Annotated in this window: 19 protein-coding genes and 1 riboswitch; of the genes, 7 read left to right on the top strand and 12 right to left on the bottom strand. The window is 68.1% G+C overall.

The window, feature by feature from the left end; translation table 11 throughout:
- Positions 1 to 15: 15 nt before the first annotated feature.
- A complete protein-coding gene (locus VFQ64_RS02300) occupies positions 16 to 1173 on the top strand; it encodes a saccharopine dehydrogenase family protein (protein ID WP_325101688.1) in 1158 nt (385 codons plus the stop codon).
- A gap of 362 nt (positions 1174 to 1535) precedes the next feature.
- Here the strand turns inward: VFQ64_RS02300 and VFQ64_RS02295 are convergent, their stop codons facing one another.
- Positions 1536 to 3917 carry a ribonuclease R family protein gene (locus VFQ64_RS02295; protein WP_414712852.1) on the bottom strand — a complete coding sequence of 794 codons (2382 nt, stop codon included), beginning with the start codon at positions 3915 to 3917 and terminating at the stop codon, positions 1536 to 1538.
- Positions 3918 to 4045: 128 nt separating this feature from the next.
- Between VFQ64_RS02295 and glpD the strand changes: the two genes are divergently transcribed.
- Positions 4046 to 5503 (top strand): glycerol-3-phosphate dehydrogenase, encoded by a 1458-nt coding sequence (gene glpD, locus VFQ64_RS02290; protein WP_325101686.1) that lies wholly within the window; start codon positions 4046 to 4048, stop codon positions 5501 to 5503.
- Here the strand turns inward: glpD and VFQ64_RS02285 are convergent.
- Together VFQ64_RS02285 and VFQ64_RS02280 are read right to left on the bottom strand one after the other, a co-directional pair.
- The gene (locus VFQ64_RS02285) at positions 5500 to 6525 is read right to left on the bottom strand and encodes a potassium channel family protein (protein WP_325101685.1); all 1026 of its coding nucleotides are present in this window, start codon (positions 6523 to 6525) and stop codon (positions 5500 to 5502) included. The two genes, glpD and VFQ64_RS02285, sit on opposite strands and share 4 nt — an antisense overlap.
- On the bottom strand, positions 6525 to 8060 hold the full coding sequence (locus VFQ64_RS02280) for an aminoacyl--tRNA ligase-related protein (protein WP_325101684.1): 1536 nt from the start codon (positions 8058 to 8060) through the stop codon (positions 6525 to 6527). Before VFQ64_RS02280 ends, VFQ64_RS02285 begins: the two co-directional genes overlap by 1 nt.
- 135 nt (positions 8061 to 8195) lie before the next feature.
- On the opposite strand from VFQ64_RS02280, the gene VFQ64_RS02275 reads away from it, so the two are divergent.
- The 5 genes from VFQ64_RS02275 to VFQ64_RS02255 all read left to right on the top strand — a co-directional run bounded on the left by VFQ64_RS02275 (position 8196) and on the right by VFQ64_RS02255 (position 13515).
- The gene (locus tag VFQ64_RS02275) at positions 8196 to 9101 is read left to right on the top strand and encodes a DMT family transporter (protein ID WP_325101683.1); all 906 of its coding nucleotides are present in this window, start codon (positions 8196 to 8198) and stop codon (positions 9099 to 9101) included.
- Between the two features lie 33 nt (positions 9102 to 9134).
- Entirely contained in the window at positions 9135 to 10865 is a 1731-nt protein-coding gene (locus VFQ64_RS02270; RefSeq protein WP_325101682.1) for a DUF885 domain-containing protein, read from the top strand.
- A gap of 10 nt (positions 10866 to 10875) precedes the next feature.
- The gene (locus VFQ64_RS02265) at positions 10876 to 12447 is read left to right on the top strand and encodes an amidohydrolase (protein WP_325101681.1); all 1572 of its coding nucleotides are present in this window, start codon (positions 10876 to 10878) and stop codon (positions 12445 to 12447) included.
- A 13-nt stretch (positions 12448 to 12460) separates the two neighbouring features.
- Positions 12461 to 12886 (top strand): organic hydroperoxide resistance protein, encoded by a 426-nt coding sequence (locus VFQ64_RS02260; RefSeq protein WP_325101680.1) that lies wholly within the window; start codon positions 12461 to 12463, stop codon positions 12884 to 12886.
- Positions 12887 to 13029: 143 nt separating this feature from the next.
- A complete protein-coding gene (locus VFQ64_RS02255) occupies positions 13030 to 13515 on the top strand; it encodes a hypothetical protein (RefSeq protein WP_325101679.1) in 486 nt (161 codons plus the stop codon).
- A gap of 50 nt (positions 13516 to 13565) precedes the next feature.
- Here the strand turns inward: VFQ64_RS02255 and VFQ64_RS02250 are convergent, their stop codons facing one another.
- From VFQ64_RS02250 to atpA, 9 genes are all read right to left on the bottom strand, one after another.
- A complete protein-coding gene (locus VFQ64_RS02250; protein WP_325101678.1) occupies positions 13566 to 14003 on the bottom strand; it encodes an ABA4-like family protein in 438 nt (145 codons plus the stop codon).
- Positions 14004 to 14007: 4 nt separating this feature from the next.
- Positions 14008 to 15603, bottom strand: coding sequence for an aminomethyl-transferring glycine dehydrogenase subunit GcvPB (gcvPB, locus tag VFQ64_RS02245; RefSeq protein ID WP_325101677.1), 1596 nt, complete (start codon positions 15601 to 15603; stop codon positions 14008 to 14010).
- 160 nt (positions 15604 to 15763) lie between these two features.
- Positions 15764 to 17122: an aminomethyl-transferring glycine dehydrogenase subunit GcvPA gene (gene gcvPA / locus VFQ64_RS02240; RefSeq protein ID WP_325101676.1), complete on the bottom strand. Its 1359-nt coding sequence runs from the start codon at positions 17120 to 17122 to the stop codon at positions 15764 to 15766.
- Between the two features lie 114 nt (positions 17123 to 17236).
- Positions 17237 to 17608 carry a glycine cleavage system protein GcvH gene (gene gcvH, locus VFQ64_RS02235; RefSeq protein WP_325101675.1) on the bottom strand — a complete coding sequence of 124 codons (372 nt, stop codon included), beginning with the start codon at positions 17606 to 17608 and terminating at the stop codon, positions 17237 to 17239.
- Positions 17605 to 18801, bottom strand: a complete 1197-nt coding sequence (gene gcvT, locus VFQ64_RS02230) for a glycine cleavage system aminomethyltransferase GcvT (protein WP_325101674.1) — start codon at positions 18799 to 18801, stop codon at positions 17605 to 17607. Before gcvT ends, gcvH begins: the two co-directional genes overlap by 4 nt.
- Positions 18802 to 18953: 152 nt before the next feature.
- Positions 18954 to 19043, bottom strand: a riboswitch (glycine riboswitch).
- Between the two features lie 169 nt (positions 19044 to 19212).
- Positions 19213 to 19464, bottom strand: coding sequence for an ATP synthase F1 subunit epsilon (locus VFQ64_RS02225; RefSeq protein WP_325101673.1), 252 nt, complete (start codon positions 19462 to 19464; stop codon positions 19213 to 19215).
- 185 nt (positions 19465 to 19649) lie between these two features.
- On the bottom strand, positions 19650 to 21131 hold the full coding sequence (atpD, locus tag VFQ64_RS02220; RefSeq protein WP_325101672.1) for a F0F1 ATP synthase subunit beta: 1482 nt from the start codon (positions 21129 to 21131) through the stop codon (positions 19650 to 19652).
- A 25-nt stretch (positions 21132 to 21156) separates the two neighbouring features.
- Positions 21157 to 22038, bottom strand: coding sequence for a F0F1 ATP synthase subunit gamma (locus VFQ64_RS02215; protein ID WP_325101671.1), 882 nt, complete (start codon positions 22036 to 22038; stop codon positions 21157 to 21159).
- 108 nt (positions 22039 to 22146) lie between these two features.
- Positions 22147 to 23095: F0F1 ATP synthase subunit alpha (gene atpA, locus VFQ64_RS02210; protein ID WP_325101670.1), on the bottom strand; the 949-nt coding region annotated here is incomplete at its 5' end.

The raw sequence follows: 23095 nt of genomic DNA, 5'->3' as shown, positions 1-23095 counted from the left end.
AAGCGGGAGGGGAATATGCGCGACTTCGACATCATCGTGTACGGCGCGACCGGGTTCACCGGGCGGCTGGTCGCGGAGTATCTGGTCCAGGCCTATCCGGGCCGCGGCCGCTGGGCGATGGCGGGGCGGTCGGCGGCGAAGCTGGCCGAAGTTCGCGACCTGATCGGCGCGACGGCGGACACGCCGCTGGTGGTGGCGGACGCGGACGATCCCGCTTCGATCAGGGCGATGGCGGAGCGCACCGCCGTGGTGCTGACCACCGTTGGCCCCTATCAGCTCTATGGCTCCGGGCTGGTCGGCGCCTGCGCGGCGGCGGGCACCGCCTATGTCGACCTGTGCGGCGAGCCCGCCTGGATGCGGCAGATGATTGACGCGTACCACGAGGAGGCGAAGCGCACGGGCGCGCGCATCGTTTTCTCCTGCGGTTTCGATTCGATTCCCTTCGACCTCGGCGTGATGACGCTGCAAGATGCGGCGCGCGAGCGGTTCGGGGCGCCCGCCCCGCGTATAAAGGGCCGGGTGCGCAAGATGCAGGGCGGCTTTTCCGGCGGTACCGCCGCCAGCCTCAAGGCGACGCTGGCCGCCGCAGCGCGGGAGCCGAGCCTACTCAAGCTGCTCGCCAGCTCGTTCGCGCTCACCCCCGGCTTCAGCGGCCCGCACCAGCCGACCGGGCTGATCCCGGAATACGATGCCACGCTCGGCGCCTGGGTCGCGCCGTTCATCATGGCGCCGATCAACACCAAGAACGTCCACCGCACCAACTTTCTACTCGGCCATCCCTGGGGCGAGGACTTTCGCTACGACGAGATGATGGTCGCCGGGCTTGGCGACGTCGGCAAGGCGGCGGCCGAGGCAATCAGCAAGCTCAACCCGTTCGCATCGGACAAGGGGCCGAAGCCGGGCAAAGGGCCGAGCAAGGAGGCGCGCGACAGCGGCTTCTACGATCTGTTGTTTATCGGCGAGATGCCGGACGGATCGCGGCTCGACGCGGTGGTCACCGGCGACCGTGATCCAGGCTATGGCTCGACCAGCAGGATGATCGCGGAGTCCGCCTTGTGCCTGGTCGAGGACGTGACGGGCGATGGCGGGGTCTGGACGCCCGGCGCGCTGATGGGAGCCGCGTTGCGGGACCGGCTGAAGGCCAAGGCGGGGCTGACCTTCACCGCCGGTTGATCGGAAGTTGAGGAAAAGTTGAGGGTCGCGCGCTTGCGGCCTAGTTTGGAAGTTGAGGGAAAGTTTAGGGTCAAAAGCTTCCACTTCGGCTCGGAAGTTTGGGGAAGGTTTAGGGTCAAACGCGTGTGCTTGGGAGGCACATCAGCCGAGAGTGCCCTTCGACTTCGCTCAGCGCGAACGATCATGAGACCTGGCGCGCCGTCCCACGGCGCCGGATTGGTCCTTCGACTTCGCTCAGGGCGAACGGCCAACGCTGGCCGCGAGCGGGTTCGGGTTCAATCATGAGAAAGATCGAACCCGGGCTGGCATGATTCCCGGCTTGTAGGACGGCGGTTTCTCCCCTCGCCGGCGATCCGTGAGCTCTACCGCCGCTTGCCCTGGTGCCGGATATTGCCAGGCCGGCCGCGCCGCTTGAACACGCGCGGCGCGCCGCGCCCGCGGTCGCCGGCGGACAGCTTCGTGGTCCCGCTCGGCAGCTCGAAGCGCAGCCCGCCCGAGATCGGGTTGGCCTCAGCCAGCCGCAGCCGCAGCCGCTGGCCGAGGCTGTACTGGTCGCCGCTCTCCTCGCCGGTCAGCGTCCGAGCCGCCTCGTCGAAGCGGAAATATTCGCGGCCGAGATCGCGCACGGCAACGAGACCATCGCCACCCACGCCCTCGACGGTCGCGAAAAAGCCGAAATTGGCGACGCCGGTGATCCGCGCATCGACCTCCTCGCCGACCCGCTCGGCCAGAAACGCGGCGACATAGCGGTCGATGGTATCGCGCTCAGCCTCCATCGCGCGGCGTTCGAGCCGGCTGATGCTCTCGCCCACCACCTCGAAATCCTCGTTGCCCGACAGGCCGCCGGGGCCCAACCCGTAGGCGCTGACCAGCGCGCGATGGACCATCAGATCGGCATAGCGCCGGATGGGCGAGGTGAAGTGGCCGTAGCTGCCGAGCGCCAGCCCGAAATGGCCGTGATTGGCGGGGCCATAATAGGCCTGGGTCTGGGTGCGGAGCACCTGCTCCATGATCTGCGGCCGGAAATCGACCTCCCCGACCCGCTCGAGCAGGTGGTTGAAGGTCGCGGGTCGGATCACCTGACCGAGCGCGAACGGCACACCGAAAGTCTCCAGATAGTCCTTGAGCGCCACCAGCTTCTCGCGCGCCGGCGGTTCGTGGATGCGGTACATGACGGGCGCCTTCTTCGCCTCCAGCGCCTTGGCGGCGGCGACATTGGCGGCGATCATATAGTCCTCGATCAGCCGCATGGAATCGAGCCGCTCGCGGGGTGCGACCGACAGGATGCGGCCTTTCTCGTCGAGGACGACACGGCGCTCGGGGAGATCGAGTTCGAGCGGGCCACGGGCTTCGCGGGCGGTGAGCAGGGCGCGCCAGCAGGCCCAGAGGGGTTGGAGGATCGGCAGCAAGTCCCCCTCCATCTCGTGGGAGGGGCCTTCTAAGCTCCCCTCCCGCTTGCGGGAGGGGCTGGGGGAGGGCATGTCCACAGGCGGTGTTCCCGGATCGACAGCCCCTCCCCCGTCCCCTCCCGCAAGCGGGAGGGGAGATGCAGCGTCGCGGATCGCCTGTGCGTCCTCGTACGCGATGTTCGCCACCAGCCGCACCACCGCGCGCGAGAAACGCCAGCTCTTCAGCGCGCCCGCCTTCGTCACCTGCAGGTGACAGGCAAGCGCCGCGCGGTCCTCGCCTTCCTTGAGCGAACAGACGTGCGCGGACAGGATCTCGGGCAGCATCGGCACGACGCGGTCGGGGAAATAGACGCTGTTCCCGCGCTCCCGCGCGCCGCGATCGAGTGCGGATCCGGGGCGGACGTAGAAGCTGACATCGGCGATCGCGACGATCGCGCGCCAGCCGCCCTCATTGGCGGGGTCGTCGTCGGCCTCCGCCCACACCGCGTCGTCATGATCGCGCGCGTCGGCCGGGTCGATCGCGACGATCGGCAGGTGGGTCAGGTCTTCGCGATCGTCCCCGAGCGGCTGGCCCGCGACACGCTCCGCCTCGTCCAGCGCTTCCTGGCTGAAGGCGTCGGGAATGCCGAGCTTGTGGATCGCGATCAGGCTGAACGAGCGCGGCGCGAAGGGATCGCCCAGCCGCTGCACGACGCGCGCGGTGATGCGCGGCGGGCGTCCGGCCTTTTCGGCCAGCACCAAGTCGCCCGGCTGCGCGCCGCCGGCGTCAGAGACGATCACCTCACGGCGGTCCTTCTTCTCGACGCCGCTTAGCCAAAGCTGGTCACCTTCCCGCCGCAACACGCCGAGCATCTGCTCGGACGCGGGCGCCAGCGTCTTCATCGGATGCGCAATCCACCCCTGCCCTGCCTCTTCGGTGCGCGCGAGGATGCGCTCGCCGACGCCCAGCGCGCCCCGCTTGCGCTCGCGGACCCGGAGGCGGGGCGGCGGCGTCTCGGCCTCCCAGCGCTCGGGCACCGCCCAGACGTTGGCGCCCTCGTCGACATCGACGACCCTCAGCACCGTCACCTTGGGGATGCCGCCCATCTTGTGAAAGGCGCGGCCCGGGGCGGAGTCGATCAGCCCCTCGTCCGCCATGTCGTGCAGCAAGGCCTTGAGCGCGATCTTGTCCTGCGCATGCAATCCGAACGCGCGCGCGATCTCGCGCTTGCCGGCGGGCACGTCGGACGTGGCGATGAAGTCGAGGATCTGCTGGCGGCTCGGGAGGCCGGGGGTCGGTTTCTTTGGCACGGAGGACAGGTAGGCACTTACTACCCCATCGTCACCCCGATGCATCATCTTCGCCGGCGAAGGCCGGGGTCCAGTTGCGAGACGATCACGGTGAGCGCTGCCCGTGCCAACATTGACCGTGGCAGCTGGGCCCCGGCCTTCGCCGGGGAAGAAGTTTTGGCTAGATGCCGGATATGACCGACCTCATCATCATCGGCGGCGGTATTAATGGCTGCGCGATCGCGCGTGAGGCGGCGCTGAACGGGCTGTCCGTGCTGCTGGTCGAGCGCGACGATCTCGGGCAGCACACCTCGTCCGCGTCCACCGGGCTGATCCACGGCGGCCTACGATACCTGGAGCAGTACGACTTCCGGCTGGTGGCGGAGGCGTTGCGCGAGCGGGAGCGGTTGCTCAAGGCCGCACCCCACCTGATCCGGCCGATGCTGTTCGTGCTGCCGCACGAACATGCGGTACGCCCCTGGTGGATGGTTCGTGCCGGGCTGCTGCTCTACGATCTGCTCGCGGGCCGCATGACGCTGCCACGTTCGCGGGGGCTGCGCGCCACGGACACGGCGTTCACCGACCCGTTGAAGGGTGGTGCGCGGGGTTTCGTCTATTCGGACGCGCAGGTCGACGACGCCCGGCTGACGCTCGCCAACGCGATCGACGCGGCGGCCGGCGGCGCGGAGATCGCGACCTACACCACGCTGGAGAGCGCAAGGCGCGAGAGCGGGCTGTGGCGCGCGCATCTGTCCGACGGCCGGACGGTGACGGCGCGGGCGCTGGTCAACGCGGGGGGGCCGTGGGTCGGCGAGGCGCTCGGCAGGCTCGGCGTCAACGCGGCGGGCCATGTGCGGCTGGTCAAGGGCAGCCATATCGTCGTGCCCCCGCTGTATGCGGGCGACCACGCCTATATGCTGCAACAGCCCGACAAGCGCATCGTCTTCGCCATTCCGTGGCAGGGGATGACGGAGATCGGCACGACCGACGTGGCCGTAGACCGGCCGGAGGAGGCGGTGATCGACGCCGGCGAGATCGCCTATCTCTGCGACGCGGCGAACCGGCATTTCGTGCGGCAGATCGGGCCGGACGACGTGGTCGCGACCTGGTCCGGGGTGCGCCCGTTGTACGACGATGGCGCGAGCGCGGCGCAGGTGATCAGCCGCGACTATGTGCTGGAGCTGGACGAGAACGGCCCGGCGTTGCTGAGCGTGTTCGGGGGCAAGATCACCACCGCGCGGCATCTGGCGGAGGAGACGGTCGGGCGGCTCGGCCCATCGTTAGGGCTGGAGGCCCGACACCTGACCCGCAAGCGCCCTTTCCCGGGCGGAGACATCGAGGCGTTCGACTCGTTCTTGGCGAGCGTGCGGACACGGTGGCCGTTCCTTGGCCAGGCCCGATCGGCGCGGATGGCGCACGCCTATGGTTCTGCATTGCACGCCATGCTGGCCGATGTGCGCTGCGAGGCGGACATGGGTCAGGCGTTCGGCGCTGGGCTGACCGAAGTCGAGGCGCGGTGGATGCACGACCGCGAGTGGGCGCGGACGGTCGACGACCCGCTGCAACGGCGATCGAAGCTGGGGCTGAAGATGACGGCGGCGGAGCGCGAGGCTTTCGCCCGTTGGTGGAGCGAAAGCTTTCCTCCTTCCTAGCGCCGCACCCCGACCACCTCGATCAGCACGTCGCCGGGCTCCAGCTTCGCAGCCGCCGGATCGTCCAGCATCACGCATTCGTCGTCGCGATACAGGCGCAGCACCTGTCCAGTCGTCACCTCGGCGGGCGAGCGGCCGACCTCGTGCGGCGCGACGGGGCGCTCGTGAAGGTCGGCGCGGCCGCCGCGCGTTACCAGATCGGCGACATAGTCGGCTAGATGCGGCCCCTTGGTGGAGCCCGCGAGCAGCTGCCCGCCAAAGGAGATCGGGTTGACGATCACGTCCGCCCCAGCATCGCGCGCGATGATCTCGTTCTCGACCTCGGCGATGGCACAGCTCACCCGCACCGCCGGCGCCAGCCGCCGGACCGTCAGCATGACCAGCACCGCCGTGTCGTCGCGTCCGGCGGTGACGATCGCGGCGGCGGCGTTGCGGACACCGGCGCTCTCCAGCACCGCATTGTGGGTCGCGTCGCCCTCGACCGTTGCGACCCCCAGCCCCTCGACGACCCGCAGCCGCTGAGGGTCCCGATCGACCACGACGATGCAGTCGGGGGAGGTGCCGCGCGCGAGCAGTTCGCCGACCGCAGCCTCTCCCGTCGCGCCATAGCCGCAGACGATCGTGTGGCCCTGCAAACGTCGCTGAACATGGCTCATCCGCCACCGCTCCAATCCTTGCCGCAGCATGAAGCTATAGGCCGAGCCCAGAAAGATCAGAAACACGAAGATGCGGATCGGCGTGACGACAAAGGTGTCGAACATCCGCGCCCGATCGGACACCGGCACGATGTCGCCATACCCGACCGTCGTCACGGTGATGGTGGTGAAATACACCACGTCGAGGAAGGAGACATGGCCGTCGCTATTGTCGCGCAGCCCCGCGCGGTCGAACCAGTGGCCGCCGAGCGCGACCCCGACCAACAGCAGCACGCCGAGGATGCGCAGCAGCAGCGTCGCGCGGACGCTCAGCCGCCCGCGCCGGAAGAAGCGCGGCGCGTCTCCCCCGGGCGCCTGCCGGCGCATCAATAGGCGCGCCCGATCAGCACCCGCTCCACGGCCGTCTCGCCGGTGAAGATGCACGGCGCGTCCGGCTGCCCGGTCTGCCCGCGCGGCGCGTTGCGGATGGTGAGCTTGAGCGCCTTCAGCCGTTCGACCACCGCGTCGAGCGCCGCGCCGGTCGGCCTGGACCAGGCGACATCGACCCAGCCGGGGTTCTTCTGGTCCTCGGCGAAGCTCGCCTCCACCGCCGCCCAGTCGCTGAGCGGTACGATGTTGGCGCGGACATTCTCGACCGACTGCGCGTGCAGCGCCGCCTGGATCGCCTCCAGCAGCGCGCCTGCACCGGCCACGAAATCGGCACGGGGCTGCACACGGCTGTCGAGCTTGCCGTCGGGGCGGTAGAGTTCGTCGCGGCGCACGACCGAGACGTTGCCGCCCGCCACGTCGCGGCCGCCGACCTCGACGATAATCGGCGCGCCCTTCTTGACCCAGCCCCACCGCTTGGTCGCGGCCTTTGCGGGCTTCAGATCGAGTAGCGCGCGGATCGGCTCGCCGAGTGCGAAGGCGGCGGCAAGTTCTGCCTGCAAAGCCCTGCAATAGCTGACGATCGCCGCGTCCTCCGGCTGGTCGCGCAGCATCGGCACGATCACCGCCTGCCACGGCGCGATCGCGGGCGGGCAGCGTAAGCCGTCGTCGTCGCCATGGACCATGATGACGCCACCGATCATGCGCGTCGACACGCCCCAGCTGGTCGTGTTGGCCACTTCCAGGCCGCCTTCCGCATTCTGGAAGCGGATGTTCTGCGCCGATGCGAAGTTGGTGCCCAGGAAGTGCGAGGTGCCCGCCTGCAGCGCCTTGCCGTCGCCCATCATCGCCTCGATCGAGTAGGTCGCGACCGCGCCCGGAAACCGCTCATTCTCCGGCTTCTCGCCGGCTATGACGTGCAGCGCCAGGCAGTCCTCCGCAAAGGAACGGTACACTTCCAGCATCTTGAGCGTTTCTTCTCGCGCCTCTTCGGCGGAAGCGTGCGCGGTATGCCCCTCCTGCCAAAGGAATTCGGACGTGCGCAGAAACATGCGGGTGCGCATCTCCCAGCGGACGACATTGGCCCATTGGTTGATCAGAACCGGCAGGTCCCGCCACGACTGTACCCAGCGCGCGAACGCGGCGCCGATCACGGTTTCGGAGGTCGGACGCACGACCAGCGGCTCCTCCAGCTTGGCGCTCGGATCGGGCACCAGCCCGCCCTTGCCGTCACCAATCAGCCGATGATGGGTGACAACCGCCATTTCCTTCGCGAATCCCTCGACATGCTCGGCTTCCTTCTCGAAATAGGAGAGCGGGATGAAGAGCGGGAAATAGCAATTCTCGTGCCCGGTCGCCTTGATGCGGTCGTCTAGCAGGCGCTGGATGCGCTCCCAGATGCCATAGCCCCACGGCCGGATGACCATGCAGCCGCGTACGCCCGATTCCTCGGCGAGGTCACCCTCGGCAATGACGGCCTGATACCAGGCAGCGAAATCCTGTTCGCGGGTGACGGGAAGTGCGCGTTTGATCATGGGTGTCGGATAGTCGCTTGTTCCCTCCTTCGTCACCCTGAACTTGTTTCAGGGTCCATGCGCGTCCATCAGCGTCGAGCGTGACGCCCGCGGTCCGCATGGATGCTGAAACAAGTTCAGCATGACGGAGGCCGTTTGAACGAAGACCGCCTCCTTCCTGCCATCGCGCTCAGGCTCACGGCGGCGGCCTTGTTCTCGCTGATGAACCTGTTCATCAAGCTGGCCGAGCAGGGCGGCGCGGCGTTCGCCGAGATCCTTTTCGCGCGGCAGTTCGGCGCGGCGGTGCTGGTTGCCGGCGTGGTGGCGGCAGGCCCTGGCTTTGCGAGTCTCCGGACGGAACGGATGCCAGCGCATCTGCTACGCTGTGTGGTGGGGTTGGTCGCAATGGCGCTAACCTTCTCGGCCATCCTCATGCTGCCGCTAGCCGAGTCGACGACGATCGGCTTCTCCATGCCGATCTTCGCCACCGTGCTGGGCGCACTTGTGCTGCGCGAGCCGACCGGCTGGCGGCGCTGGGCGGCGGTCGGGATCGGATTTGCGGGCGTCTTGATCGTGGCGCAGCCTTCGGGGGATCACATGCCGCTCGCGGGCGCGGCGCTGGGGCTGACCGCCGCCTTCTGCACCGCCCTGGTCACGATCCTGCTACGCCAGATCGGCCGCACCGAGGCGCCGAAGACGACGGTGTTCTGGTTCTCGGCCCTGTCCAGCGCCGTGCTGCTGCCCTTCTACCTGGCCAATGCCGACCTCCATCCGCCGCTGACCTGGGCGATCCTTGCTGGGATCGGCGCTTTGGGCGGCGTGGCGCAGCTGGCGATGACCGGCAGTCTCGCGCGCGGACCCGTCTCCGTCGTGGTGCCGATGGACTATACCTCGCTGCTGTGGGCGATGCTGCTCGGCTGGGCGGCTTATGGAACGCTGCCGGTCGCAGCCACGCTCGTCGGCGCGCCGCTGATCGTCGGCTCGGGCCTGTTCATCGTCTGGCGCGAGCATCGCCGTCGTCGCGAGGAGGTCCGTCAGGCCAGCGCCGACGGCATCGTCTAGCCGCCCCTGCTCCGGCCCGCTACGCTGCCCCTCATGCGCCCCCTCCTGCCGCTCGCTGCACTGGTCCTGGTCGCCGCCGCGCCGGCCGAGGACGCGCGCTTCGACGCGATCTGGCGCGCCGAATGGCAGTGGCGCGTGGCGGAGGGGCTGGCAGATGACGGCGCGCGCAAGGTCGACGCGCACCTGCCCGACGTGTCGGCCGCCGCGCAGGATCGGCGCACCGCGCGCTGGACGGCGGTGCTGCGGCAGCTCGACGCGATCCGCCCGGCGTCGTTGTCGCCACAGGCGCGCGAGAACGTGCTGGTCTATCGCCAGCAGATCGCCGCGCTGTTGGACGACCAGCGCTTTCGCGAGTGGGAGAAGCCGGTCAACGGCGACAGCGCCTTCTGGTCGGACCTGCAATATGCCGCGCGGGGCTCGTTCGCGACCGGCGAGGCGGATTACGGCGCCTATCTGAGTCAACTGGGCGAGCAGGGCCGCTATATCGACCAGCAGATCGCCAACCTGCGCGCCGGCCTCGCGCGCGGCTTCGTGCCCCCGGCCATCGTCATGCGGGGGCGCGACAAGCCGGTCGCGGCGATCGCCGACGCCACCGAGCCGATGGCGACGGTCTACTACCAACCCTTTGCCAAGCTGCCGTCGACGCTGTCGCCCGCGACCCGAGCAGCTTTGCAAGCAGAGGCGAATCGCGTGATCGCCGCCACGGTCATCCCCGCACACCGGCGGCTGCTCGCCTTCCTGCGCTCGACCTACTTCCCCGGTCTGCGCACCCGGCTCGACGCGAGCAGCTATCCCGACGGCAACGCCTATTATCAGAGCCGCATCCGCGTCTACACGACCACTGACCTGACGCCCGCGCAGATCCACAGGCTCGGCCTGTCCGAGGTGGCAAAGATCCGCGCCGAGATGGAGCGGGCCAAGGCGGACGCGGGCTTCAAGGGCGACCTGCCGGCGTTCCTGAGGTTCCTGCGCACGGACTCGCGCTTCTATGCGAAGACACCCGACGCGCTGCTCAAGGAAGCGGCCTGGCTGTCCAAACGCTTCGACGAACTCGCCCCACGCTGGTTCGGCCGCCTGCCCCGCCAGCGCTTCGCGGTGGTCCCGGTGCCGCCGGAGATCGCGCCCTATTACACCGCCGGGCGCGGCGGGCCGGGGCAATATCTCGTCAACACCTATGACCTGCCGTCGCGGCCGTTGTTCCAGCTGCCGGCGCTGACGCTGCACGAGAGCGCGCCCGGCCACGCCTTCCAGATCCCGCTCGCGGCCGAGAACCGGGAGCTGCCCGCGTTCCGGCGGAATAGCTACATCTCGGCATACGGAGAAGGCTGGGCACTCTACACCGAGCGGCTCGGCGACGAGATGGGCTATTACCGTGACCCCTACGAGCGGTTCGGCATGCTCAGCTATCAGATGTGGCGCGCGGCGCGGCTGGTGATCGACACCGGCATCCACGCGCAGGGCTGGAGCCGGGAGCGAGCTCAGCGATACTTCCACGACAATACCGCACTGAGCGCGCACGAGATCGAGACCGAGGTCGATCGCTATATCGGCTGGCCCGGCCAGGCGCTCAGCTACTATCTTGGCCAGCTCGCGATCCAGCGTGCCCGCGTGAAGGCGGAACGCGCGCTGGGTGCGAAGTTCGACATCCGTGCCTTCCACGATACCGTGCTCAGCCTCGGCTCGGTGCCGCTGCCGGTGCTCGACGCGCGGATCGACCGCTTCATTTCGGAGGGCGGTAAGTCGCCTTATCCGGCCGACTCATAGGGGGAGCATCATGCGAAGGATCATCGGACTGGCGGCGCTGCTGCTGGCGGGGGCTGCGGCGGCTCAGGACGTGAAGGGCCGCGCCGTCGCGGGCGTCGACGCGCGCGCCAAGCTGGCGCAGGAGATCAACGACAGCCTGTTTTCCTTCGCCGAACTCGGCTTTCAGGAGCATGAGACCGCGCGCTACCTGACGGCGCTGCTGGAGCGCGAGGGCTTCACCGTCGAGCGCAACGTCGCCGGCCTGCCGACCGGCTGGACCGCGCGCTGGACCAACAAGACGGGCGGACCGGTGGTGGCGCTGGGCAGCGACATCGACGGCATCCCCAAAGCGTCGCAGATGCCGGGCGTCCCCTATCGCAAACCGATGGTCGAAGGCGGGCCTGGTCATGGCGAGGGGCATAACAGCGGCCAGGCGGTCAACATCGTCGCCGCACTCGCGGTCAAGGAGCAGATGCAGCGCGCCGGCATCGCGGGCACCATCCTGCTCTGGCCCGGCGTTGCGGAGGAGCTGGTCGCGGGCAAGGCGTTCATGGTCCGCGACGGCGTGTTCAAGGACGTGGACGCGGTGATCTTCACCCATGTCGGCGACAATCTCGGCACCAGCTGGGGCCGCCCGTCCGGCACCGGGCTCGTCTCGGTCGAATATCGCTTCAAGGGCGAAAGCGCGCATTCCGCCGGCGCGCCGTGGCGGGGCAAGTCGGCGCTCGACGCAGTGGAGCTGATGAACACCGGCTGGAACATGCAGCGCGAGCATCTGCGCACCGAACAGCGTTCGCACTATGTCATCACCGATGGCGGCGACCAACCCAACGTCGTCCCGTCCGAGGCCGCCGTTTGGTATTATTTCCGCGAGCAGGACTTCAAGCGGATCGCCGACAATTTCGCGCTCGGCAACCGCATGGCCGAAGGCGCGGCGGCGATGACCGGCACCACCGTCAGCCGCCGCATCCTCGGCACCGCGGCACCGCGCCATTTTAACCGGCCGATGGCGGAAGCGGCTTACGCCAACATCCGCGCCGTCGGCCTGCCGAAGTGGACGGCGGACGAGCAGGCCTTCGCGAAGATCGTCCAGAGGAATGTCGGCGCGGAGAAGCGCGAGGGCCTGGCGGTCAAGCTGTCGGAGCTGACCGCGCCGCTCGACGAGCCCAAGAGCGGCGGGTCGGACGATATCGGCGACGTGAGCTGGGTCGTGCCGACGATCACGATCGGCTATCCCGCCAACATCCCCGAGCTGCCCGGCCACAACTGGTCCAACGCGATCGCGATGGCGACGCCGATCGCGCACAAGGGCGTGGTCGCGGGCGCCAAGGTGGTGGCGATGACGACGCTCGACCTCTTCACCAAGCCGCAGCTGCGCACGGCGGCAAAGGCCTATTTCACCGACGTGCAGACGAAGACGCAGAAATATGTGCCGATGATCGCCGCGACGGATCGCCCCGCGACCGAGATCAACGCCGAGATCATGGCGCGGCACAAGCCGGCGCTAGCGCGTTACTATTACGACCCGGCCAAATACGGCACCTATCTCGAGCAGCTCGGCATCAAGTGGCCGCTGCTGGAGGAAGCGCCGGCGGCGAAGTGACAGGAGAAGACCCATGGCAGTGAACGTGATCTACAGGACGACCGCCACCGCGACCGGCGGGCGCGACGGCGCGGCGCGCTCCGACGACGGCTCGGTCGACGTCAAGCTGGTGGTGCCCAAGGAGATGGGCGGCCCCGGCGGCACGGGCGCCAATCCGGAGAAGCTGTTCGCGGCCGGCTATTCCGCCTGCTTCCTGGGCGCGATGAAGGCGGTCAGCGGCAAGGTCGGCGTCAAGGTGCCCGCCGACGCGACGGTGACGGCGGAGGTCGGCTTCGGCCCGCGCGAAGAAGGCGGCTATGGCATCACCGCCAACCTGACCGCGATGCTGCCCGGGGTCGACCGCGCCGACGCCGAGAAGCTGATGCAGGCGGCACACGAGGTGTGCCCGTATTCGAACGCGACGCGGGGTAATCTCGACGTGGGGTTGAGCGTGGGGTGAGGCGCGGCCGCCCTGCTTCAAAAGGCAGGGGTCGGGCACGGCTTTGGCGTTGCAGAACACCGCCAAATGCCCGCTAACGCCCAATAACGAACGTTCGCCGGACCCATTGCGAATGTTCGTCAGCGCTCTAGGAAGAGCAGCCTATGGGACCGCTCTCCTTGCAGCTGTTTGGTGACATTGATCGGCCTTACTCCACGATTGAGGTGATTGCGGACGATCGGATTATTCTGGACATCACCACCGACGTGGAGAAGCGTCCGCACGTCGCGCTGGGGCTGGTAAAAGGCAAGGGACTGGTGCCGGTCGAAGTTGTCGCCGGTCTTCTGCAGGACGTCCTGAACGCGTGGCGACGTATGATCGAAACCACAGATCATGCGCGGCTTCACGCCGCCCGTGGTGCAGATCCAGCAGCAGATTGGGTCGGCTTGAACCTTCGTACGCTCGATGAACTTACCGCTTTTGACGCGGTGCGCGCCTTCCTGGAGGGGCGGTCACGATCAAGCGGCGCGAGCATTACCGATCTGCTAGTTGATCTAGACCGAACAGGTTGGTCTTCGGGCATGCCGATCGACCCGGAAACGTGGCCTGAGTGGCGTCGAGCGGTTGACGCGGTCCTCTCATCCGATTGAGCGCATGCAGGTACCTTAAACGAACGTCCGCTTCCACCATTAGCGGACATTCAGCCCCGAGGTTCAGGCCGGGCTCGCTGGATCACGAACCACAGCAGCAGCCCCAACGGCCCGGCCAAGAACGTCGCCAGCAGCACGGGCGCCTGCGCCAGCCGTCCAACCCCCCGCGCGTCCGCCTTGTCGGCGATCCAGCAGCCGACGAACAGGTCGAACGCCAGATAGTGCGTCCAGCCGACGACGATGCCGCCGTCGCTGGCGAACTGATCGCGCAGGCCAGCAACCGAATACACGAACGGCTGGGAGGGTGCATCGCGCACCGGATCGAGCCAGCCGCTCAGCAGCCCCGTGAACAGCAGGACGTACACGGCGCACAGGAAGCCGACGACGGCGTAGCGGATCACCGGCCGCCAGCGCACAGGGCCGAACAGCAACACCGCCCAGCCGACCAGCGCGGCCAGGTTGGTCACGCCGAACAGCTGGTCCCACATCGCGCTATTCCGCCGCCTCGGCCACCGGCACCGGCTCCTTCCACACCAGCACCGGCTTACGCGCCGCGAGCGTCTCGTCCAGGCGGCTCCTGGGCGCGAAGTGCGGTGCGGTCTTCAGGCTGGCGTCGCCCGCCTTGGCGCGTTCCGCGACAGAGCGGAGCGCGCCGATGAACTGGTCGAGTGCCGCCTTGGACTCGGTCTCGGTCGGCTCCACCAGCATCGCGCCGTGGACGACGAGCGGGAAATACACCGTCATCGGGTGAAAGCCCTCATCGATCAGCCCCTTGGCGATGTCGATCGTCGAGAAGCCGTTCGGCAGGCCGTCATCGGAGAACAGCGCCTCGTGCATGCACGGCCCGGCATGGCCGAACGGCGCGTCGAGCACATCCTCCAGCGAGCGCAGGACGTAATTGGCGTTGAGCACCGCGTCCTCCGCCACCTGCCGCAGGCCGTCCGCGCCGTGGCTGAGGATGTAGGTCAACGCGCGGGTGAACATCCCCATCTGGCCGTGAAACGCGGTCATGCGGCCGAAGCTTTGCAGCGCCCCGCCGAAGTGCTCCTCCGAGAACGCCTCGGCTCGTTCCTCCTCGATCAGGTGGATGTGCCCGTCCGGAGTGCGCGCGGTATAGGGGAGCGGCGCGAACGGGCTCAGCGCCTCGGACATCACCACCGGGCCGGAACCGGGGCCGCCGCCGCCATGCGGGGTGGAAAAGGTCTTGTGCAGGTTGATGTGCATCGCATCGATGCCGAGATCGCCCGGGCGCACACGGCCGACGATGGCGTTGAAGTTGGCGCCGTCGCAATAGACATAGCCGCCGACCGCGTGGACGGCGTCGCTGATCGCCTTCATGTCGCGCTCGAACAGCCCGCAGGTGTTGGGATTGGTGATCATCACCCCCGCCACATCCGGGCCGAGCCGCGCCTTCAGCGCGTCGGTGTCGACGCGGCCGTCCTTCGTCGCGGGAATGTCCTCGACGCTGAAGCCGGCGAAGGCGGCGGTCGCGGGGTTGGTGCCGTGCGCGGACTCGGGGACGAGGATGACCTTGCGGTGGCCCTCGCCGCGCGCCTCCAGCGCCGCCTTGATCGCCAGGATGCCGCACAGCTCGCCATGCGCGCCCGCCTTGGGGCTCATCGCGACGCCGTGCATGCCGGTCAGCGCGATCAGCCAATGCGCGAGCTCGTTGATGACGCCGAGCGCGCCCTGCACGGTATCGACCGGCTGCAGCGGGTGGACGTCGGCAAAGCCGGGCAGCCGTGCCATGCGCTCGTTGAGCCGGGGGTTGTGCTTCATGGTGCACGAGCCGAGCGGGAACAGGCCGAGGTCGATGGCATAATTTTCGCGGCTGAGGCGCGTATAGTGGCGCACCGTCTCCGGCTCCGACAGGCCGGGCAGGCCGATCGGGGTCTTGCGGGTCAGGCCGCCGAGCCGGTCGTGGTGGACGTCGCCCTCGGCGAAGTCGACGCCGGTGGTGCGTTCGGTGCCGATCTCGAAGATCAGCGGCTCCTCGAGCATCAGCGCCTTGTTGCCGGTGAAGGTGGGGGCGGCCGTGTCGCCGGTGGAGAGGCGCTCCGGGCGCCAGCCGCTCTGATTGATGGCCATCAGTGAATTCCCTGCAGAATTACGTCTTCCCCGGCGAACGCCGGGGCCCAGTTTCGGGCTGCTGCGTTGGAGAGGTCTGCGCCCTGCTGGATGGTGCGCGGCAACTGGGCCCCGGCGTTCGCCGGGGAAGATGCAGGAGCCGGGGCTGAGGAATGGCACATCACGCCAGCGCCTCCTCGAGCGCCGTCGCCAGCGCCTCGACATCCTCCGGCGTGGTGGTCTCGGTCACCGCCACCACCAGCCCGTTCTCCAGCGCCGTCTCGCCCGGATAGAGTCGCCCCAGCGACACGCCCGCTAACACGCCCTTGTCGGCGAGCTCGCGCACGATCGGCCGTGCCTCGCGGCCCAGGTCGAGCGTGAATTCGTTGAAGAAGGTGTCGTTGACCAGCCGTACGCCGGGCACTTGCGCCAGCCGGTCCGCCGCGCTCACCGCGCCGGCATGGTTCAGCCCGGCGAGCCGGCGCAGCCCCGCCTCTCCCAGCAGCGTCATGTGGATGCTGAAGGCCAGCGCACACAGGCCGGAGTTGGTGCAGATGTTGCTGGTCGCCTTCTCGCGGCGGATATGCTGCTCGCGGGTGGACAGCGTCAGCACGAAGCCGCGCCGCCCGTCGGCGTCCACTGTCTGCCCGCATAGCCGGCCGGGCATCTGACGGACGTACTTCTCCTTGCAACCGAACAGCCCGACATAGGGGCCGCCGAACTGCAGTCCGACGCCGATCGACTGGCCCTCGCCGACAACAATATCGGCGTCCATCTCGCCAGGCGCCTTGAGCGCGCCCATCGCGACCGGCTCGGTTACCACGGCGATCAGCAGCGCCTTTTTGGCATGGCAGGCGTCGGCGAGCGGTTGCAGGTCGGCGAAGCGGCCAAGGATGTCCGGGTACTGGACGACGACGCAGCTGGTGTCGTCGTCGATCGCCGCGAGTAGCCGGTCGTGATCGGTCTCAGCGGTCAGCGCGGGCGTCGCGGTGTCGAGCTGATCGCCGGTGTACTTAGCCATCGTCTTGGCGACCTGGACGTAATGCGGGTGCAGCCCCGACGACAGGATCGCCTTGCCACGCCGCGTGATCCGCCGCGCCATGCCGATCGCCTCCCAGCAAGCGGTCGAGCCATCATACATGCTGGCGTTCGCCACGTCGGTCCCGAGCAGGCGCGCGACCTGCGTCTGGAACTCGAACAGCATCTGCAGCGTGCCCTGCGCGATCTCGGGCTGATAGGGCGTGTAGGCGGTCAGGAACTCGCCGCGCTGGATCAGGTGATCGACGCTGGCGGGGACATGATGGCGATACGCGCCGCAGCCGAGGAAGAACGGGACCTCGCCCGCGACCATGTTCTTGCGGGCGAGCGCGGTCATGTGGCGCTCGACGGCAAGCTCGCTGGCGTGCAGCGGCAGCCCATGGATCGGACCGTCGAGGCGCGCGGCCTCCGGCACGTCGACGAACAGCTCGTCGATCGAGGGGACGCCGATTGTGGCGAGCATATCCTCGCGATCGTGGCCGGTCAGGGGCAGGTAGCGCATCATGGACTCCTCCCCTCCCTGCAAGGGAGGGGTCGGGGGTGGGTGGAAGCTGGGCCGACCATCTCGCGTGGATCGACCCACCCCCAGCCCCTCCCTTGCAGGGAGGGGAGCAGATTAGAGCTTGGCGACGAACGCCTCATAGGCGGTCTCGTCCATCAGTTCCTCGAGCTCGCTGGGGTCCGAGAGGGTGATCCGATAGAACCAACCGTCGCCTTCTGCGTCCGCGTTGACCAGGTCGGGCGTGTCGGCGAGCGCGGCATTGCCCTCGATCACGGTCCCGGACGCCGGTGAGTAGACGTCGGACGCGGCCTTGACGGATTCAACCGTCGCCGCCTCGTCGCCCTTGGTCAGCTCGCGGCCCTCCAGCGGCACGTCGACGAAGACGACATCGCCGAGCTGGCTCTGCGCATATTCGGAGATGCCGACGGTGCCGGTGTCGCCATCGACATCGATCCATTCATGGTCTTGCGTGAAATAGCGGCTCATTTCGGGGCTCCTGCACGGACATAGCGGTGGGGAACGAAGGGCATCGGCGTCACGGTCGCGTGGTGGACCTTGCCGCGCTGGGCGAGCGTGACGCGGGTGCCGGGCACGGCCAGCGCGAGCGGGACATAGGCCATTGCGATCGGTGCCCCGAGCGTTGGCGCGAAGCCGCCGCTGGTCACCTTACCGACCTCGCTGCCGTCCTCGTCGATGACCCCGGCACCCTCGCGCACGGGCTGGCGGCCCTCGACCAGCAGGCCGACGCGTTTGGCGATCGGGCCCTGCTCGCGCTCCATGACGATGCGCTCGGCGCCCGGGAAATCCTTCGCCCCGCGCCGCCGCTTGGCGAGCGCGAAGCCGAGGTCGGCCATCACTGGCGTCGTCTCCGGGTCGAGGTCGTGGCCGTACAGCGGCAGCCCCGCCTCCAGCCGCAGCGAGTCGCGCGCGCCCAGCCCGATCGGTTTGACCTCCGACTCGGCGGCCAGTGCGTCGGCGAAAGCAACGGCGTGCTCGGCGGGCAGCGAGATCTCGAACCCGTCCTCGCCGGTATAGCCGGAGCGGCTGATCCACAGCGGCGCGCCGTTCCACTCGAACGCGCCGGCGGTCATGAACACGAGGCCCGCGACGCCGGGCACGAGGCGGGACAGCGCATCGACCGCTTTTGGTCCCTGCAAAGCCAGCAGCGCCTGCTCGTCCTGGAGGTTCATCGTCACGCTGTCGGGCAGCGCGTCGAGCAAGTGGCCGATGTCGTCGTACTTGGTCGCGCCGTTGACGACCATGTACAGCTCCTCCCCGCGCCGGGTGACCATCAGGTCGTCGAGGATGCCTCCACCCTCGCCCAACAGCAGCGAATAGCGCATCCGGCCGTCGGCGAGCCCCTTCACGTCGCCCGGCAGCACCGCTTCCAGCGCGGTGTCCGCCTCCTCGCCGGTGAAGACCAGCTGGCCCATGTGACTGACGTCGAACAGGCCGGCATGCTCGCGGCACCACAGATGCTCGGCCATGATGCCTTCATATTGGACGGGCATCTCATAGCCGGCGAACGCGACCATGCGGCCGCCGCGCGCCCGGTGCCAGGCGTCGAGCGGCAGCTGCTGGATCGCGGGCTCTGCGCCCTCCTCCTCCGGATCGTTGCGGAAATGCTGCCCACGGGCGTGGGTATCGTCGCTGGCACCGTTGTGAACCGCTTCGCTCATCGCCACACTCCAAAGGGCGGCCCGCGGCGAAGTTCCGCTGCAGACCGATAACCCCCTCTGTCACGGAACCTGAGAGCTTTGACCCGGGCCAAAGGCCGGGGCTTACACCTTCGGTGGCCTGCCCTCGCGGGCGGACGCTTTCCAGAGTGTCGTTGACCGGCGCGGTCCCTGGTGCCTGAGAGATTCCGGGGTGGTTGCTCCTTCGGCGGCTCCTGAAAGGAGCACTCTCCCGCGCAAGCCCATACGGGCAAGCCCGCATCGACGCGGGTGAGCCTTGGCGAGGGTGCGGAGTCGAGTCAACGGTGAACTCCCCTCCCGCTTGCGGGAAGGGTGGGCGGAAGGCATGTCCCGAGTTTAGTGGCGGGGGAACAACCCCTCCCCTAGCCCCTCCCGCAAGCGGGAGGGGGACGCTCAGCCGACCTGTTCGGCCAGCACCGTCAGGCCACGCGCGGAAACTTCCGCGAAGCCGCCCCGGATTGCCACCGCATCGGGCGCGGACCCTTGCGTGCGGAACACGAGCAGCTCGCCGTCACGAATCGTCGACATGACGGGCGCATGCCCCTCCAGCACACCGAAGTCACCTTCGGCGCCCGGCACGGTGACCATGTACACCTCTTCCGAGCGGACCAGGCGTTCGGGAGTGACGAGTTCGAAGTGGAGCATCTCTTTTTCCTCTTCCCCTCTCCCCTTGCGGGAGAGGGAGGGAGCCGACGCAGTCGGCGGAAGGGTGAGGGGTGCGGCGCGATGCGCCGCGCGAGCCAAGGCTTGCCACCCCTCATCCAAGCTTCGCTAGCCAGCGAGCTGGCAAGCTACGCTATCCTTCTCCCGCAAGGGGAGAAGGCAGGCAACTACGCCTCCTGCGCCATCTTCTCGGCCTTGGCGACCGCCTCGTCGATGCCGCCGACCATGTAGAAGGCGCTCTCGGGCAGGTGGTCGTATTCGCCGTTGACCACCGCCTTGAACGAGCGGATCGTGTCCTCGATCTGCACGAACTTGCCGGGGATGCCGGTGAAGACCTCCGCGACGTGGAAGGGCTGGCTAAGGAAGCGCTGGATCTTGCGGGCGCGGGTAACGGTCAGCTTGTCCTCCTCGGACAGCTCGTCCATCCCCAGGATCGCGATGATGTCCTGCAGCGACTTGTAACGCTGCAACGTCTGCTGCACCGCGCGCGCGGTCTCGTAATGCTCCTGGCCGACCGTGCGCGGCTCCAGCACGCGGCTGGTGGAATCGAGCGGGTCGACGGCCGGATAGATGCCCAGCTCCGAAATCGCGCGGCTCAGCGTCGTCGTCGCGTCCAGATGGGCGAACGAAGTCGCCGGTGCCGGGTCGGTGAGATCGTCGGCGGGGACGTAGATCGCCTGCACCGAGGTGATCGAACCCTTGTTGGTCGACGTGATCCGCTCCTGCAACTGACCCATGTCGGTCGACAGCGTCGGCTGATAGCCCACCGCCGATGGGATGCGGCCGAGCAGCGCCGACACTTCCGCGCCGGCCTGCGTGAAGCGGAAGATGTTGTCGACGAAGAACAGCACGTCCTGACCTTCGGTATCGCGGAAATATTCCGCGATGGTCAGGCCGGACAGCGCGACGCGGGCGCGCGCGCCGGGCGGCTCGTTCATCTGGCCGAACACCAGCGCCACCTTGGAGCCCTCCGGCGTCGCGTTGCCGTCGGCGTCTTTGGCGATGACGCCTGCGTCGAGGAACTCGTGATACAGGTCGTTGCCCTCGCGGGTGCGCTCGCCGACGCCGGCGAACACCGACACGCCGCCATGGCCCTTTGCGATGTTGTTGATCAGCTCCTGGATCAGCACCGTCTTGCCGACGCCGGCACCGCCGAACAGGCCGATCTTGCCGCCGCGCGCATAGGGCGCCAGCAGGTCGATCACCTTGATGCCGGTGACCAGGATCGCGCTCTCGGTCGACTGGTCGATGAACGCCGGCGCCTGCGCGTGGATCGGCGCGCGCAGGGTGGTGTTGACCGGCCCGCGTTCGTCGATCGGCTCGCCGACGACGTTGAGGATGCGGCCCAGCGTCATCGGCCCGACCGGCACGGTGATCTGCGACCCGGTGTCGCGCACCGTCTGACCGCGAGTCAGCCCGTCCGTCGCGTCCATCGCAATCGTGCGCACGGTGTTCTCGCCCAGATGCTGCGCGACCTCCAGCACCAGCTTGTTGCCGTTGTTGTCGGTCTCGAGCGCCGACAGGATCGCCGGCAGATTCTGGTCGAAATGCACGTCCACCACCGCGCCGATCACCTGCGCGATGCGGCCGATATTGTTGGTGCGGCCCGTGTCCTGGACCGGGCGGATGTCGTCGGCGAGGGTTGCCATGTTCTGCTTCCTGCTTTCGGTGTCTTTAGAGCGCTTCGGCGCCCGAGATGATTTCGACCAGCTCGGTCGTGATCGCGGCCTGGCGGGTGCGGTTGTACTGGATGGAGAGGCGCTTGATCATGTCGCCGGCGTTGCGGGTGGCGTTGTCCATCGCGTTCATCTGGGCGCCGAAGAAGCTCGCCTGGTTCTCCTGCATCGCGCGGAACAGCTGGATGGCGACGTTGCGGGGCAAGAGATCGGCCAGGATCTGCTCCTCGTCGGGCTCGTACTCGACCGCGGCGTCGTTGGCCGCCGCGGGGGTCGCACCGCCGGCGCCGACCGCGACCGGCATGATCTGCTGGCTGGTCGGCTCCTGCACAAGCGCCGAGACGAACTTGCCGTAGAACAGCTGCGCGACGTCGAACTCGCCCGCTTCATAGCGGCGGACGAGATCCTCGGCGACCGTGCGCGCGTCGGCGAAGCCGGGGGTCTTGATCCCGGACTGGTCGGCATCGTGGAGGATGCCGTTCGGGTAGAAGCGGCGCAGTACGCGGCCCTTCTTGCCGGCGAGGTAGAACTTCACCGTCTTGCCCTGGCCGATCAGCTCCTCGGCACGGCGGCGCGCGGCGCGGACGATGTTGGTGTTGAACGCGCCCGCGAGGCCACGCTCGGAGGTGGCGACGACGAGCAGGTGAACCTGATCACGGCCGGTGCCGGCCAGCAGCTTGGGGCTGCTCTCGCTCACCGTCACGCGCGAAGCGAGCGACGACACGACCCCTTCCAGCCGCTCGGCATAGGGGCGCCCGGCGACCGCCGCGTCCTGCGCACGGCGCAGCTTGGCGGCGGCGACCATCTTCATCGCCTTGGTGATCTTCTGCGTCGACTTCACCGAGCCGATGCGGATCTTGAGGGCCTTGAGGGATGCCATTCCTGTTCCTTATTCCGTCATGCCGGCCTTGAGCCGGCATCCATCTCACCGCGAGCGTTGCGCCTGAGAGAGTTGGACCCCGGCTCAAGGCCGGGGTGACGGAGGTGTTTACGCAAACGTCTTCGCGAAGCTGTCCAGCGCGGACTTCAGCTTGCCCTTCGGCTCGTCGCCCAGGTCGCGGCTGTCGCGGATCGCGGTCAGCACGTCGGCATGGTTCGCGCGCAGGTCGGCGAGCATCGCCGCTTCATAGCGGGTCACGTCCTGCACCGGCACCGCATCCAGATAGCCGTTGGTGCCGGCGAAGATCGACGCGGTCTGCTCCTCGAACGGCAGCGGGTTGAACTGCGGCTGCTTCAACAGCTCGGTCAGTCGCGCGCCGCGCGCCAGCAGGCGCTGGGTCGAGGCGTCGAGGTCGGAGCCGAACTGCGCGAACGCCGCCATCTCGCGATACTGCGCCAGCTCGAGCTTGATCGAGCCCGACACCTTCTTCATCGCCTTGGTCTGCGCCGCCGAACCGACGCGGCTCACCGACAGCCCGACGTTGATCGCCGGGCGGATGCCCGCGAAGAACAGGTCGGTCTCGAGGAAGATCTGGCCGTCGGTGATGGAGATCACGTTGGTCGGGATGTAGGCCGACACGTCGCCCGCCTGCGTCTCGATGATCGGCAGGGCGGTGAGCGATCCGCCGCCGTTCGCGTCCGACATCTTGGCCGCACGCTCCAGCAGGCGCGAGTGGAGATAGAACACGTCGCCGGGATACGCTTCACGGCCCGGGGGACGGCGGAGCAGCAAGGACATCTGGCGATAGGCGACGGCCTGCTTCGACAGATCGTCGAACACGATCAGCGCGTGCATGCCGTTGTCACGGAAATACTCGCTCATCGCGGTGCCGGTATAGGGCGCGAGGAACTGCAGCGGCGCCGGCTCGGACGCGGTCGCGGCGACGACGATGGAATAATCCATCGCGCCATTCTCTTCGAGCGTCTTGACGAGCTGCGCGACGGTCGAGCGCTTCTGGCCGACCGCGACATATACGCAGTACAGCTTCTTGGATTCG

Source organism: Sphingomonas sp. (genome assembly GCF_035714405.1).
Taxonomy (GTDB): Bacteria; Pseudomonadota; Alphaproteobacteria; order Sphingomonadales; family Sphingomonadaceae; genus Sphingomonas.
Note: the sequence above shows the minus strand (reverse complement) of the source record. Positions and strands in the feature narration are given on the sequence as shown.